This is a genomic window from Halalkalibacillus halophilus DSM 18494 (assembly GCF_000423105.1).
GTDB classification, from domain to species: Bacteria; Bacillota; Bacilli; order Bacillales; family Alkalibacillaceae; genus Halalkalibacillus; species Halalkalibacillus halophilus.
On the sequence record NZ_KE383978.1, the window covers coordinates 554,252 to 568,519 of the forward strand.

Annotated in this window: 15 protein-coding genes; 13 read left to right on the forward strand and 2 right to left on the reverse strand. The window is 38.3% G+C overall.

Annotation, left to right across the window (positions count from 1 at the left end; genetic code table 11):
* Nucleotides 1–18: 18 nt before the first annotated feature.
* Nucleotides 19–1,065, forward strand: a complete 1,047-nt coding sequence (locus tag G532_RS0114390; protein WP_027965427.1) for an ABC transporter permease — start codon at nt 19–21, stop codon at nt 1,063–1,065.
* A 264-nt stretch (nt 1,066–1,329) separates the two neighbouring features.
* Here the strand turns inward: G532_RS0114390 and G532_RS0114395 are convergent, their stop codons facing one another.
* Both G532_RS0114395 and G532_RS0114400 read right to left on the reverse strand, forming a co-directional pair.
* Nucleotides 1,330–2,331 carry a YheC/YheD family protein gene (locus G532_RS0114395; protein WP_027965428.1) on the reverse strand — a complete coding sequence of 334 codons (1,002 nt, stop codon included), beginning with the start codon at nt 2,329–2,331 and terminating at the stop codon, nt 1,330–1,332.
* A gap of 149 nt (nt 2,332–2,480) precedes the next feature.
* A complete protein-coding gene (locus G532_RS0114400; protein ID WP_027965429.1) occupies nt 2,481–3,308 on the reverse strand; it encodes a YitT family protein in 828 nt (275 codons plus the stop codon).
* Between the two features lie 301 nt (nt 3,309–3,609).
* Between G532_RS0114400 and G532_RS15515 the strand changes: the two genes are divergently transcribed.
* From G532_RS15515 to tnpB, 12 genes are all read left to right on the forward strand, one after another.
* Nucleotides 3,610–4,980: a methyl-accepting chemotaxis protein gene (locus tag G532_RS15515; RefSeq protein ID WP_051189200.1), complete on the forward strand. Its 1,371-nt coding sequence runs from the start codon at nt 3,610–3,612 to the stop codon at nt 4,978–4,980.
* Nucleotides 4,981–5,283 (forward strand): STAS domain-containing protein, encoded by a 303-nt coding sequence (locus G532_RS0114410; RefSeq protein ID WP_027965430.1) that lies wholly within the window; start codon nt 4,981–4,983, stop codon nt 5,281–5,283.
* A gap of 76 nt (nt 5,284–5,359) precedes the next feature.
* The gene (locus G532_RS15725) at nt 5,360–5,794 is read left to right on the forward strand and encodes an ATP-binding protein (RefSeq protein ID WP_051189201.1); all 435 of its coding nucleotides are present in this window, start codon (nt 5,360–5,362) and stop codon (nt 5,792–5,794) included.
* 5 nt (nt 5,795–5,799) lie between these two features.
* Nucleotides 5,800–6,060 carry a glutaredoxin family protein gene (locus G532_RS0114420; RefSeq protein ID WP_027965431.1) on the forward strand — a complete coding sequence of 87 codons (261 nt, stop codon included), beginning with the start codon at nt 5,800–5,802 and terminating at the stop codon, nt 6,058–6,060.
* 153 nt (nt 6,061–6,213) lie between these two features.
* Complete coding sequence (locus tag G532_RS0114425) at nt 6,214–7,236, forward strand: sugar-binding transcriptional regulator (protein WP_027965432.1); 1,023 nt, start codon at nt 6,214–6,216, stop codon at nt 7,234–7,236.
* Nucleotides 7,237–7,269: 33 nt separating this feature from the next.
* Entirely contained in the window at nt 7,270–8,277 is a 1,008-nt protein-coding gene (gene gap, locus G532_RS0114430; protein ID WP_027965433.1) for a type I glyceraldehyde-3-phosphate dehydrogenase, read from the forward strand.
* A gap of 100 nt (nt 8,278–8,377) precedes the next feature.
* On the forward strand, nt 8,378–9,577 hold the full coding sequence (locus tag G532_RS0114435; RefSeq protein ID WP_027965434.1) for a phosphoglycerate kinase: 1,200 nt from the start codon (nt 8,378–8,380) through the stop codon (nt 9,575–9,577).
* Between the two features lie 2 nt (nt 9,578–9,579).
* Entirely contained in the window at nt 9,580–10,341 is a 762-nt protein-coding gene (gene tpiA / locus G532_RS0114440) for a triose-phosphate isomerase (RefSeq protein WP_027965435.1), read from the forward strand.
* On the forward strand, nt 10,334–11,872 hold the full coding sequence (gene gpmI, locus G532_RS0114445; protein ID WP_027965436.1) for a 2,3-bisphosphoglycerate-independent phosphoglycerate mutase: 1,539 nt from the start codon (nt 10,334–10,336) through the stop codon (nt 11,870–11,872). The genes tpiA and gpmI overlap by 8 nt, the downstream gene beginning before the upstream one ends.
* A 13-nt stretch (nt 11,873–11,885) precedes the next feature.
* Nucleotides 11,886–13,172 carry a phosphopyruvate hydratase gene (gene eno, locus G532_RS0114450; protein ID WP_027965437.1) on the forward strand — a complete coding sequence of 429 codons (1,287 nt, stop codon included), beginning with the start codon at nt 11,886–11,888 and terminating at the stop codon, nt 13,170–13,172.
* A 202-nt stretch (nt 13,173–13,374) separates the two neighbouring features.
* Nucleotides 13,375–13,722 (forward strand): IS66 family insertion sequence element accessory protein TnpA, encoded by a 348-nt coding sequence (tnpA, locus tag G532_RS0114455; RefSeq protein ID WP_027964710.1) that lies wholly within the window; start codon nt 13,375–13,377, stop codon nt 13,720–13,722.
* Complete coding sequence (gene tnpB / locus G532_RS0114460; protein ID WP_027964711.1) at nt 13,719–14,078, forward strand: IS66 family insertion sequence element accessory protein TnpB; 360 nt, start codon at nt 13,719–13,721, stop codon at nt 14,076–14,078. The genes tnpA and tnpB overlap by 4 nt, the downstream gene beginning before the upstream one ends.
* The last annotated feature ends 190 nt before the right edge of the window (nt 14,079–14,268 follow it).

Consider the following 14,268-nt stretch of genomic DNA (forward strand, 5'->3'; position numbering starts at 1 on the left):
AAGGGGGAAGAATCTACAATGGGAAACGAAGGTGTCGTTGAAAAAAGAAATTTCTTTCAGTGGTTTAAACATAAATGGTCCAACGATCCATTATTTAGCATATTTACCGCATTGATTTTAATGATTATCTTGCAGACCTTAGTATTAGGCTTCGATTATGATTCGTTTGGCAGCTGGTTTCAATCATGGTCTAATAACTGGATTAATATATTAAGAAATAATGCTGGAATTGCGATTGTCGCTCTCGGAATGACATTTGTTATTATGACAGGTGGAATTGACCTTTCAGTTGGTGCTACATTAGTTGCAACTGGTGCATTTGCTATGATGCTTCTTGATGTAGGAGAAAGAGGATTTTTGGGACTAATGGGTATAACGGGAACTCTCGCCATTATTTTGACTTTAATTTTAGTCCCTCTCTTTGGTTATTTGCTGGGGTCATTAATTGGTCTCACCGTAACGAAAGGGATGGTGCCGCCATTTATAGCAACACTTGGGGCAATGATGGTATTTAGAAGTGTGACCCAACAATCCATGCAAGGATATAATCCAAGAGTCCCGACAGAATTTTTAGAGATTGCCAGTTTACGAATAGGAAATTTAATGGTGATGCCAATTATCTACTGGTTAATCATAGCCGCCATTATGTATTATGTCTCTAAACGAACGACGTTTGGTAGGCAAATCATTGCTGTTGGTTCCAATGAACGTGCAGCTAGTTTATCAGGCATCAATGTGAATAAGGTAAAACTGCGTGTTTATGCACTGATGGGTTTACTCGTTTCCATAGCTGCGATTATTCAAGTATCACGAATTGGATCAATGGATATTGCAGGATCTGGTCGAGGGTTAGAAATGGACGCCATCGCAGCAGCAGTAGTTGGCGGTACGAGCATGATGGGTGGTCGAGGGTATATACTTGGAACGGTTTATGGAGTGTTAATCATATCTGTTTTAAATAATCTCCTTAACTTATTCGGAGTGCCCCCATTGTTGAGTGACGCATTTAAAGGCATGATCGTGATTGTCGCCGTATTGCTGCAACGGAAAGGGAAAATGTTTTAACGATGTTAATGTGAAATAGGCTGGAACAAAAGTGTCTGTATTCATGAACATACCGAACAATGAAATGTGGTGCGACTAACTCGCTCCTGAAATAGACTGCGCTTTCCGTGGGGAGCTGGTGAGCCTCCTCATGCTACGCATTCCGGGGTCTCACCTGAGCTCTATTTCCCACAGGAGTCTCCGTCTATTTCATCCGCTTTATCATCTGCTTTGTTCCGGTTTTTCATGCTAGCACTTTGATTTGTTCCAGCCCCTTCCTATTTATCAAACATTAAGTTTTCCGCGCAAATATTCATAGTACCCGCCTCTTAACTGGGCAACATCTATTTCATAATAATGCGGCCCTGGTGAGGTGTTTGCTTCAAAGAACCATAACTTTCCATTTTCATCAATGCCGATATCAATTCCAACAGCATCAATTTCAAAATCGTATAGCTTTTGAAAGTGTTCAGGAAAAGTTGTAGTTATTTCATTTAATTGCTTTTTAATTTTTTTACTTTTATCTCCGTACTGTGCTTCAAGGAATGATTTTAAGGAACTAATCGCTCCTCCTTGAGAAAGGTTAGAAGTAATAGAGTTGCCAATCCCGATTCTTGGGAGAGGATCAAGATTGTCCCATTCCCCATTTTCCCCTCGGCGAAGATGAATTCTCAAATCAAAAGGGTGTCCTTCTTTTGTTATGGAATTAATATAGGGCTGCACAATATATTTTTTCTCATTAGCCATCTCTTTTATAAATTTAGCAAGTTCATCCTTACTATAATAATCTTCTGAGTGGTTTGTAGAGAGATAATAACCATCCTCTGACTTTGAAAGTTTAGATATTTTATTACCTTTACTGCCACGAGCCGGTTTAATGATCAGTGACTGATATTTCTCAATGAATTCACTTAATTCATCTAATGTAGATAAATATACATACGGGATTAACACATCATTAAAATAAGGGTCTTGTTCCATTAATTCATATACTTCATTTTTAGAACCAATTCGAGTGGTTGTTAAATAGCTAAATTGTTTCAGTTCCTCATAAATATACTCAGTCCCTTTTTTAGGAAGAGCATTATCGATAATATCAGGATAGGATGTTTCTTTTTCTATCCACTTATTTTTCTCAAGAAATTTTCCTTTAATCACTTTCATCTCGATGTTTACATCTTCTGGGTGAAAGTAAAAGAATTCTATTTCTAAGTGGCTGCATACCAAAGCAGTGGCCATGGCAATTTTATTAGGTCTGTTACCGTAACGCATCATTCCTACTTTCATTTTCGTTTCCTCCTAGTAAATAGCTGCATTGTTCATGACTCTACTCATTCAGTAGTGTTCTTTATTTTATTGCAAACCTCGACAAAAAATAAGGTGCAAAAGAGCTATACGAATCTCTTTCCCTCTTTATGACCTCTTCAAGCGCGCTATTAAATCGTGCCTTTAGGAATGAAACCGCCGGAAACGTCTTTTACATTGTGTACGACAATGAAGGCATCTGGGTCTACCTCTTTAATCACTCTTTTTAATTGTAGTAGTCGATGAGAGTGAATGACGATATACAAAACAGGACGTTCTTCTTTCATATATTCTCCTCTCCCATTGAAAACAGTGGCACTGGTTGCTAGTTCATGAGTAATACGTTTAGATATATCCTCGGATTTTGAAGAAACAACATTGATTGCTTTTTTCGAGTCAAATCCTCCTAGGACGAAATCAGTTACGACTTTTCCAACATATAGCGCGACTAAAGTGTACATTGTATAGATTGGACCAATGATAAAAACACCTGAAAGTACGATCATCGCGTCAATTAAAAGGGTCATTCCAGTTAAATCCCAACCTAATTGTTGATTCAACATTCGCGCAATAATCGATGAGCCGCCTACAGAACTTCCTGCTTGAAATATGAAACCGAACCCAACGCCTGTTATTACTCCTGTGAAAATTGCCGCCAATAATGAATCTTCCATTGGTTCTCTTGGAAATTGCTCAAATACCCAAATGAAAAATGAAAGTAGAAAGACATTAAAAATAGTTTTATAAACCATATGCTTCGGTAGAAACCGAATCCCTATACTTAATAAAAGTAAAAAGATGATGGGTGTCGAAATACTTGGGGATATTCCTAAACTGAAATAAATTAATAAGGACATTCCAACGATCCCGCCATCCGCAAAGGAATTAGGCATTGCTAATTGAGTAACAGCCAATGCGAATAAGATAGTGCCGATAATGATATATAATGTGTTTTTCATGTAAAAACTCCCCTCTGTATATAGTGACTTATGACCTATTAACAATTGCAGAAATTTTCATATTTTATAGTTGTCGTTGTTTAGTCTAATAATTGTTTAAGTGTATTCATAATTGCCCTTTTTCTCTTGTTGATAAACAAATATTAGTTAATGAAGTGAGATATAGTGATTTTTTCATGACCCTATTAGAAAAAACTCCCTATCTACATATTAGTTTAATTAACTATCAAGATTCGACAATTGTTGTTATAATCAAATGGTATTAAGAAAAAAGAACTATATTTAGGGTGGAGTGGTTTATTTGACGTCGAAAAAAGGAAAACAGTTCTTAGACATGACAATTAACAAACGGTTAGCAATCATACTTATTATAGCCACATTCCTAAGTGTAATATTAGGTGCACCTATTGCTTTTGCACAGAACATGATCTTACAGTCGGGATTATTAGATTTTTTAGGTGACACGCTATACTCAATCGTACAAACGTATTTTACGTTAATTGTAAATCTAATTATTTTAATCTCCTTTTTAATCTGGGGTGTTCGCCGATATGTTGTTCGCCCACTATTAGAAGTTCAGCATACGGTTGATGAAATGTATGGAGAAACGATTGATTTAAATCAAGAAATTCAAATTGAGTCGAATGATGAACTTGGACAACTTGCAAGCTCATTAAATGGTTTAATTTTTAAATTGAGAGATATTATGTATGTATTTCGGGAATCGACGGAATCCATTGCATCAACTTCTGAAGAAAATGCAGCTTCTGTAGAAGAAATAAATGCGCAGTTATCTACTGTCGAAGACTCAGCTGATCAGTTGGTTCAGCAAGCGAAAAAAGGAAGAACCTCTGTTACTGACGTTTCGCAGGCGTTATTGGAACTTTCTTCTTTAATTCAGTTGGCGAAATCCAAAGCAGAAGATTCGTTTCAATCATCTAAATCTACTCAAGAAGCTTCCAAAGTTGGTAATGAGAAAGTAAATGTTGTAGTTGAGCATATGCAGGCAATTAAACAACAAACATCGGATGCTAAGGAACAGGTTCTTCATTTGAAAACCTTTACGAATCAAATTACTGCAATGACAACAACTATTTCTCAAATTGCAGATCGGACTAACTTATTAGCATTAAATGCAGCAATCGAGGCATCGCGTGCTGGAGAAGCTGGGAAAGGTTTTGCTGTGGTTGCAGAAGAAGTGCGAGACCTTGCTGAACAGTCTACTAAAGAAACGAAAAATGTAACGAAAATCGTTGATAAGATTACCCAGACGACAGATGAGGTTGTTTCAGCAATTGATTACAACGATTCAAGAGTGGACGAAGGTGTTTCGGTAGTACAAGAAGCTGGTAGGGCACTTCAAGATATAGATCAAGCTGCATCCCATACGATTGCGCAAATGAATGAGATTCGAGATATAACTAATGAAGAAGTCGCAACTAGTGATAGAATCATTGCATTAATAAATGAAGTGGGTACATTTATTGAAGCCACCGAAAGCGATGTAGAGGACGTAGCATCGATTACGAAAGATGTGTCTCTATCTATTCAAAATATATCTGAAGCAACAGAAGGCATGTCGGAAATGGCAAGTACACTTAATGATGAAATGACAATTTTTCAAATCAATCAAGTAGAACCAAAACATTCGAAACAAGGAGTGAATGAGTAAGTGATTGTAGAGATTAAGTCTGAAGGGCAATGGAGAATTGTAGAACTAGCAGGAGACATTAAGGTTGAAGAAGCTGGTGTGTTACGTGAGAAAATGTTAGATCTTATTGATCATGGAAAAGATCATATTATCATCGATTTTACTCGTGTGGATTTTATAGATAGTACTGGATTAGGAGTCTTAGTAGGTATTCATAAACGGATTAAAATGGTGAACGGGGAATTAGTAATTAGAGGAACAAAAGGGTCTATTCGTGACATTTTTGAACTAACACGTTTGAATCAGATTTTCACGATGGAATAATGAACCATGATTAGACTTTCGTAAAAAAGGGTATCGCTTCTTTTAGAGAAATATGCGACGTAAAGTAGGGGTAAAATTGGAAAACCTAGAATACACATATGTGCTTCAATCTCCTCAACAGTATCACCACATACGTGAGCGTATGCAGGATAAATTGTTAGAGTGCTTTTCAAACGACCAAATGTTGATTGATCTTGCAATCTATGAAGCAGTAACAAATGCTTGGAGACATGGCCATCATAAGTTAGAACACAAAAATATAATTGTGGAGATCAAATTTTTGAGAAAATCGCTTCTTGTTCGTGTTTGTGATGAGGGAGAAGGATTTAAAGTACCAGAACATTTTCGTTCGATGTATAATCAGTTTGATCGCCCAGCTGAGGAACAGTTAGAAAGTGGACGTGGTATTTTAATAATGCAGCAAGTTATGGATAAAGTTATTTATTCATTTAAAGGGAATGATTTAATTTTAAGAAAATGGTACCCAACAGATTTAGTAGAAGGAGTATGAGTGACATGAGCGCAAAGCGTAAAAAAGTTATTTATTTTTACACGAAAAATAACTGTAAGCTTTGTGAAGAAGCAAAACAAATTTTAGAAGTTTTTCAGCGAGATTATGGTTTCGATATTATGGAACAAAACATTTACCATCATGAGAAACTTTTAGAGCAATACTTCCTCACAATTCCTGTTATTCGTGTGAATGATCAAGAGTTAACCGCAGAAAAACTTTCGTTTGCTACCGTTGATGAATTTCTTCGTGAACAGCTTACGTAATGTATCTAAATTAGTTGCCAATAACTAAAGAGTTTGCTATTCTTTAGTTAGACTTTTTTTTGCAAGTAGTGGGACGTTAAATGACTCACTCAAGGTCAATTATTGACCAAGTATAATTTCTTCCTTTCATAGGAAAAAGAAGGTGATGCTAAAGTGCATCAATTATTTAAATTTCAACAAAAGCTTGTGCCTGAATTGTTTGAGAAGATGGAGTCACGTTACAGCATCTTGAAAACAATCTCCCGTTTTGAGCCGTTAGGGCGAAGAACGTTAGCATTAAATGTTGGAAAAACAGAAAGACACATTCGAAGTGAAGTAGAGTTTTTAGAAGCAAATGGATTAATTCAAGTAACGAATAAAGGAATGTTTGTTTCTACAGAGGGAAAAGAGTTAGTAGACGAATACCATCATATGATACGGGCAGTGTCAGATGTCGAATTTTTAGAAGCGGAACTTCAAAAAATATTACCAGTAAAGCAAATAAAAATTGTTCCTGGTAATGCAGATGAATCGGAAGACGTAAAGCATTCGCTTGGAAAAGAAGCTGCAAATCTATTGATGGAACAAATGCAACGCTTAAATGTAGTAACGGTTACTGGTGGTTCCACAATGGCAGCCGTTGCAAATCGGTTAAAACCACAGGAAAATAGCAAGCCATTATTTGTCCCAGCTCGGGGTGGCTTAGGTGATCAGCATGAATATCAAGCTAATTCTATTTGTGTAAAAATGGCTGAGAAAACAAACGGAAGCTACCGTCTCTTGTATGTTCCCGATTCTATGGGGGAAGCATTACATGAACAGATGCAAAAAGAGCCTACGGTTACAGAAGTAATAGAGTGGATCGGAAAAGCAAATATTGTGATACATGGTGTAGGGGATGCGATGACGATGGCTGAACGCCGCCGAGCATCTGACCGTACAAAACAACAAATTACAAAAGAAAAGGCAGTTGGAGAATCTTTTGGTTATTACTTTGATCAAAACGGGAAAACTGTCCATAGAGTCAATTCAATTGGTATGACAAAAGAACAGCTTGATTCCATGCAACAAGTAATAACTGTTGCAGGAGGTGCCTCTAAAAGTGAAGCGATATCAGCTTACTTTAAATGGGGACACAGTGATGTGCTAGTAATTGATGAAGCGATTGCTCGTCATTTACTTTCAAATAAAGAATGATAATTAGTGTAAGAAACTTAGGAGGAATAAATGATGACAGTAAAATTAGGAATTAATGGTTTCGGAAGAATTGGAAGAAGAGTATTTCGTGCAGCACTACAAAACGATGAGGTTGAAGTTGTTGCTATTAACGACTTAACAGATGCAGAGATGCTAGCTCATTTATTAAAGTATGACACTGTACACGGAGTACTAGAAGAGGAAGTAACAACAAATGGTGATAATCTAGTTGTTAATGGAAAAGAAGTAAAAGTAATGTCTGAGCGTGACCCTGCTAATTTAGGTTGGGGTGACTTAGGTGTTGAGATCGTGATCGAATCAACTGGACTATTCACTAAACGTGAAGATGCTCAAAAGCACGTTGATGCTGGAGCGAAGAAAGTAATTATTTCTGCGCCAGCTAAGCAAGAAGACTTAACAGTAGTTATGGGTGTAAACGAAGGTGATTATGACAAAGAGCAGCACGATATTATTTCAAATGCTTCTTGTACCACTAACAGTTTAGCTCCATTAGCAAAAGCGTTAAGCGACAGATTTGGTTTGAAGCGTGGAATTATGACAACTGTTCACTCTTATACGAATGACCAGCAAATCTTAGACCTACCTCATAAAGACTATCGTCGTGCACGTGCAGCTGGTGAGAATATTATTCCAACAACAACTGGTGCAGCTGAAGTTGTAGGAAAAGTATTACCAGAAGTGGATGGCAAGTTAACAGGTATGGCTATGCGTGTTCCAACACCAAATGTATCTTTAGTTGATTTAACTGCTGAATTAGAACAAAACGTAACAGTGGATGAGTTAAATAAAGCACTTAAAGATGCCTCTGAAAATGAATTAAAAGGAATCTTAGGTTACAGCGACCTTCCATTAGTATCTAGTGACTATAACGGCAATCAACTATCTTCTGTAGTAGATGGACAATCTACATTAGTAATTGAAGACAATATGGTAAAAGTTGTATCTTGGTATGACAATGAGTCAGGTTATTCTTACCGTTGTGTCGACTTAGCTGTATATATGGCAGAGCAAGGTTTATAAATCGAATAAACTCATCATGGATTTTGATGGGAATTAATTTATAATAGAAGGAGGGAGATCATGCATCTTCCTCCTTAAATATTGTAACGGAGGTATTTTAATGAATCGAAAAATGAATTTACGTGATGTCGAATTAGAGGGTAAGAATGTATTTTGTCGTGTTGACTTCAACGTTCCTATGTCAAATGGAGAAATTTCTGATGATACACGCATTCAAGCGGCATTACCGACGATTATGTATATGATTCAAAACGGTGCAAAAATCATTCTAGCTACTCATTTAGGCAGACCTGATGGAAAAGTAGAGGAAGAACTACGATTAGATGCAGTTGCACAATACCTTAGTAATTTATTAGAACAACCGGTGTTTAAGACCGACGATGTTTATGGAGACGATGTAAATAATGCGGTCGGACAACTATCTAATGGAGATGTTTTGCTATTAGAAAATGTTCGTTTTGAACCTGGTGAGAAGAAAAACGATGAAACACTTGCGAAAAAATGGGCTTCTTTAGCTGATTTATATGTAAACGATGCATTTGGCACAGCTCACCGTGCGCATGCATCTACAGAAGGTATTGCTCGTCATATCCCAGCAGTATCTGGTTTTCTTTTAGAAAAGGAAATTGAAGTACTAGGAAAAGCTTTAGAGAATCCAGATCGACCTTTCACAGCTATCATTGGAGGGGCAAAAGTTAAAGATAAAATTGATGTTATTGATTATTTATTAGAAAAAGTAGATCACTTACTTATTGGGGGAGGACTCTCTTATACTTTCATAAAAGCACTAGGGTATGAGGTAGGGAATTCCTTATTAGAAGAAGATAAGATTGAGCTTGCTAAACAGTTTATTGAAAAAGCGAAAGAAAGAGGCGTTTCTTTACATCTACCGATTGATGTAACCGTGGCAGATGATTTCTCCCGTGAAGCAAACACAAAAGTAGTTTCGATCGAAGAGATCCCATCTGATTGGGAAGGCCTTGATATTGGACCGAAGACGGTAGAACACTTCTCGAAAATTATTCATGATTCCAAATTAATTATTTGGAACGGACCAATGGGTGTCTTCGAATATGAAGCGTTTGCGAATGGCACAAAAGGTGTTGCGGAAGCTTTAGCAACAACAGAAGGGTATACCATTATCGGCGGCGGTGATTCCGCTTCAGCTGTTGAAAAATTCGGTTATGCAGAGCAAATGGATCATATCTCTACAGGTGGAGGAGCATCCTTAGAATTCATGGAAGGAAAAGTTCTTCCTGGTGTAGATGCATTAAATGATTATGACAAAGGAGCGGAATAAATATGCGTAAACCTATTATTGCAGGGAATTGGAAAATGAATAAATTAGCAGCGGACGGAGCTCGTTTCGTATTGGATTTTCGTTCGCATTTACCTATGGGTGACAAGGTTGATGTAGTCGTATGTCCTCCTTATCCACACTTGCCTTTAGTAGTAGAAGCGGCACGTGATTACCCTATGGATATTGGTGCTCAAAATATGCACTTTGAAGACTCTGGAGCATTCACAGGAGAAGTAAGTCCTGAAATGTTGAAAGATCTATTAGTCGAGTACGTGATCCTTGGTCACTCCGAGCGCCGCGAACATTTTCAGGAAAGTGATGAGTTAATTAATAAAAAGCTTAAAGCTGCTTTCGATCATCAGATGACACCAATTGTATGTGTCGGAGAATCGTTAGAACAGCGCGTTCAAAACCAAGCTTATGATTTCGTTGAATCACAAGTTAAAGCAGCATTTGATGGCGTATCAGCGGAGCAAGCAAAAGTAGCTGTTGTTGCTTACGAACCAATTTGGGCGATTGGTACTGGTAAAACGGCATCAAGTGACGATGCAAATGATATGTGTGCACATATTCGAAATGTGTTAAAAGACTTATATGATGAATCCGTAAGTGAAGCGGTACGAATTCAATATGGTGGAAGCGTCAAGCCTGCTAATATCGATGAGTTATTAGCTAAATCTGATATTGATGGAGCATTAGTTGGTGGTGCAAGCTTGGAAAAGGACAGCTTCTTAAAATTATTGGAGGCTGGAGCAAATGCCTAACTCAAATTTAGCAGCATTAATTATCTTGGATGGTTATGCTTTACGAGATGAGGCTTTTGGAAATGCGATTAAACAAGCTCGTACCCCTAATTTTGATAGATATTGGGATTCTTTCCCTACCTCTTCGTTAACGGCATCTGGTGAAGCTGTCGGCCTTCCAGAAGGGCAGATGGGGAACTCCGAAGTTGGCCATTTGAATATTGGTGCGGGACGAGTTGTATATCAAAATTTAACGCGAATTAATTTAGCGATTAAAGATGGTTCTTTTCAAGATAACGAAGCTTTTGAACATGCTGCAGAGCACGCGGAAAAGCATGATTCTGCTTGGCATATCTTTGGTTTATTATCCGATGGCGGCGTGCATAGTCATCAGGAGCATATCCATGCCTTATTAGATACAGCTAAACAAAAAGGGATTTCAGAAGTTTATGTGCATGCTTTTCTAGATGGTCGAGATGTTGGACCGAAAACGGCAGTGGGCTATTTGAAAGATCTACGTGCGAAAATGGATGAAATCGGAATCGGAAAACTCGCAACAGTTTCCGGTCGCTATTATGCGATGGACCGTGACAAACGTTGGGACCGTGTGGAAAAAGCGTATCGTGCTATTCGATTAGGTGAAGGGAAATTAGTCGATGATGCAATTAAAGGTGTCGAAGAATCGTATGTTAAAGATGTGGTCGATGAGTTCGTAGAGCCTCTAGTGCTAACAGATGATAATGGGGAATCGGTATGCCAAGTAAGTGACGGTGACGCAGTCATTTTTGCAAACTTCAGACCCGATCGTGCAAACCAGCTGACAGACATTTTCACAAACAATAAATTTGATGACTTTGAGGATAATTACCACGTTCTTCATGACCTTTACATGGTAACGATGACACAATATAGTGAAGATCTAAAGGCGGATATTGCTTTTCCACCAAATACTCCCGAGAAGACGCTAGGGGAGGTTGTTTCTAACGAAGGGCTAAAACAATTACGCATTGCAGAAACGGAGAAATATCCACATGTGACTTATTTTATGAACGGTGGATTAGAGGCAGTTTTTGAAGGCGAAGAACGTATCTTAATAGATTCTCCAAGAGTTGCAACTTACGACTTGCAGCCGGAAATGAGTGCCTACGAAGTAACGGATGCATTGTTAGAAAAATTAAATGATTCTCCACCTAATTTAATCGTGTTGAACTTTGCCAATCCTGATATGGTTGGACATTCGGGTAAACTACAACCGACAATCGAGGCTGTAGAAGCAGTGGATGAATGTTTAGGCAAGATCGTTGATAAAATCGATGAACTTGGTGGAACCTCGATTATTACTGCTGATCATGGGAATTCAGATGAAGTATTGAATGAAGATGGTTCACCAATGACGGCACATACAGTTAATCCAGTGCCAGTCATTTTGACAAAAGAAGGTGTCACACTGCGAGAAGGCGGTGTGCTTGGTGATCTCGCACCAACCTTGCTTGAACTATTAAATGTAGAACAACCAAAAGAAATGACAGGAACATCGTTGATTAAAAAATAAAGGAGCGGTTCATATGCCATATATTATTGATTTGTATGCAAGAGAAGTATTAGATTCAAGAGGAAACCCAACGATTGAAGTAGAAGTAGCTACAGAAGGTGGAGCATTTGGTACTGCGTTAGTTCCTAGTGGTGCTTCGACAGGGGAATATGAAGCTGTCGAACTTCGTGATGGAGATTCTAGCCGTTATTTAGGTAAAGGGGTACAAACAGCGGTAGAAAACGTGAACGAAATTATTGCACCTGAACTATTAGGTTATGACGTGACAGAACAATTGTTAATCGATCAGTTGTTAATCGAGTTAGACGGTACAGAAAATAAAGCTAAATTAGGTGCTAACGCAATTCTAGGTGTTTCCATGGCAGTTGCACATGCTGCAGCTGACTTCCAAGGTGAGCCTTTGTATAAATATTTAGGTGGATTCTCTGCTCATACTTTACCAACACCTATGATGAACATTCTAAATGGTGGAGAGCATGCGGATAATAACGTAGACATTCAAGAGTTTATGATTATGCCAGTAGGTGCTCCGACATTTAAAGAAGCAGTACGCCAAGGTGCGGAAATTTTTCACGCATTAAAGAAGGTACTAGGTTCAAAAGGGTATAACACAGCAGTTGGAGACGAAGGTGGCTTCGCTCCAAACTTGAAGTCAAATGAAGAAGCGTTAGAAACCATTGTAGAAGCAGTTGAAAAAGCTGGTTATAAAATTGGGGAAGACATTAAGCTAGCAATGGATGTTGCTGCAAGCGAAATTTATGTAGATGGAAAATATGAACTTAAAGGTGAAGGTGTCACTCGTACAGCAGAAGAAATGGTTGATTGGTACGAATCATTAGTGAATAAATTCCCGATTGTCTCTATTGAAGACGGACTAGACGAAAACGACTGGAAAGGTTTCAAACTTCTTACGGAAAGAATTGGCGATCGTGTACAACTAGTTGGGGACGACTTGTTTGTAACAAACACGAAGAAACTAGAACGTGGAATCAAAGAAGGAATCGGCAACTCTATTCTAATTAAGGTGAATCAAATTGGTACACTAACGGAAACATTTGAAGCGATTGAAATGGCTAAACGCGCGGGATACACAGCGGTTATCTCCCACCGTTCAGGTGAAACAGAGGATGCAACCATTGCTGATATCGCAGTAGCAACCAATGCAGGGCAAATTAAAACAGGTGCGCCATCACGTACAGACCGTGTAGCTAAGTACAATCAGCTTTTACGTATAGAAGATTATTTAGAAACAACTGCTACGTATGCAGGAGAATCAGCGTTTTATAATTTGAATAAATAAGCATTTACGTGGGGAAGGCGGAGCTTAGATGCTCCGCCTTTTTTGTTACTATTGGCGAAAACAGATTTCTGGATATATGAAGAGATTTCTGGATAAACTTAACATTTTATGGATATATAGTAAGCGTAAAATAAAAGACACCTGTAATCGTAAGATCTTCTTAGGGATAATAAAGCTATCTTAACTTAAGGAGGTAGTTTTATTGGAAGAATCTATTAGAAACACGTCTTCTTCAGAAGACGAAGCTTTTACAAAGGAATGGTGGATCGTTCAGATTGAAGCTTGGCACGAAAGCGGACTCAGTGTAAAGGACTGGTGTGAACGGGAAAATGTTTGCACGTATGCACAATTCATTCGTTCACGATTAAAATATTGCCCAGAATATGCAACCCCGTCACGGGAAAAAGAATATACAGTTGAGGGCTGGTCGGCTTTAGAAATAGACACGGCAGCTTATTTTACAATTGAGTGTCGTGATGTTCAGTTGACCATTGAAAAAGGATTTGATCACGACCTCCTTCGGGAGGTATTAGAGGTGATCCGAACATGAATATTAAACTCAAAGGGAAGCAACGCATTCATATAGCCCACGGGAGTACTGATATGCGATTATCGATTGATGGTTTATCTGCTTTGGTTCAAGAGTATCTGCAGCTCGATCCCCTATCGTCAGATTTATTTTTGTTTTGTAACCATAGGCGAGACAAAGTGAAAATTCTTCACTGGGAACATAACGGTTTCTGGCTTTACTATCGTCGCCTGGAGAATGGGCGCTTTCAATGGCCGGAAGGACAAGATGGGGAAACAATGAAAATTGATATCCGTCAGCTTCGCTGGTTGTTGGAAGGGCTAACGCTTGAAGAAGGAAAAGTCCACCCCAAAATCGAAGCAAAAAAAGTCGTTTAAACGCCCATTTATTAACGGATTTATAGTATAATAAAGGTATGAAAACGAATCCGAAATCACACCAACAAACAGAAGATGTATCCGCACACGTTAAGCGACTTGAAGAAGAAAACGCTCAGCAGAAAGCTACCATCAAATGGTATGAAGAACAGTTTCGCTTGCTGCAAAAACAACGTTTTGCCCCTTCAAG

Bases quoted from the DNA above. Each gene is read 5' to 3' on its own strand.
- G532_RS0114400 (WP_027965429.1), bottom strand. From the start codon at position 3,308: ATGAAAAACACATTATATATCATTATCGGCACTATCTTATTCGCATTG.
- G532_RS0114390 (WP_027965427.1), top strand. From the start codon at position 19: ATGGGAAACGAAGGTGTCGTTGAAAAAAGAAATTTCTTTCAGTGGTTT.
- gap (WP_027965433.1), top strand. From the start codon at position 7,270: ATGACAGTAAAATTAGGAATTAATGGTTTCGGAAGAATTGGAAGAAGA.
- G532_RS0114395 (WP_027965428.1), bottom strand. From the start codon at position 2,331: ATGAAAGTAGGAATGATGCGTTACGGTAACAGACCTAATAAAATTGCC.
- tpiA (WP_027965435.1), top strand. From the start codon at position 9,580: ATGCGTAAACCTATTATTGCAGGGAATTGGAAAATGAATAAATTAGCA.
- gpmI (WP_027965436.1), top strand. From the start codon at position 10,334: ATGCCTAACTCAAATTTAGCAGCATTAATTATCTTGGATGGTTATGCT.
- eno (WP_027965437.1), top strand. From the start codon at position 11,886: ATGCCATATATTATTGATTTGTATGCAAGAGAAGTATTAGATTCAAGA.
- G532_RS0114420 (WP_027965431.1), top strand. From the start codon at position 5,800: ATGAGCGCAAAGCGTAAAAAAGTTATTTATTTTTACACGAAAAATAAC.
- G532_RS0114435 (WP_027965434.1), top strand. From the start codon at position 8,378: ATGAATCGAAAAATGAATTTACGTGATGTCGAATTAGAGGGTAAGAAT.
- tnpB (WP_027964711.1), top strand. From the start codon at position 13,719: ATGAATATTAAACTCAAAGGGAAGCAACGCATTCATATAGCCCACGGG.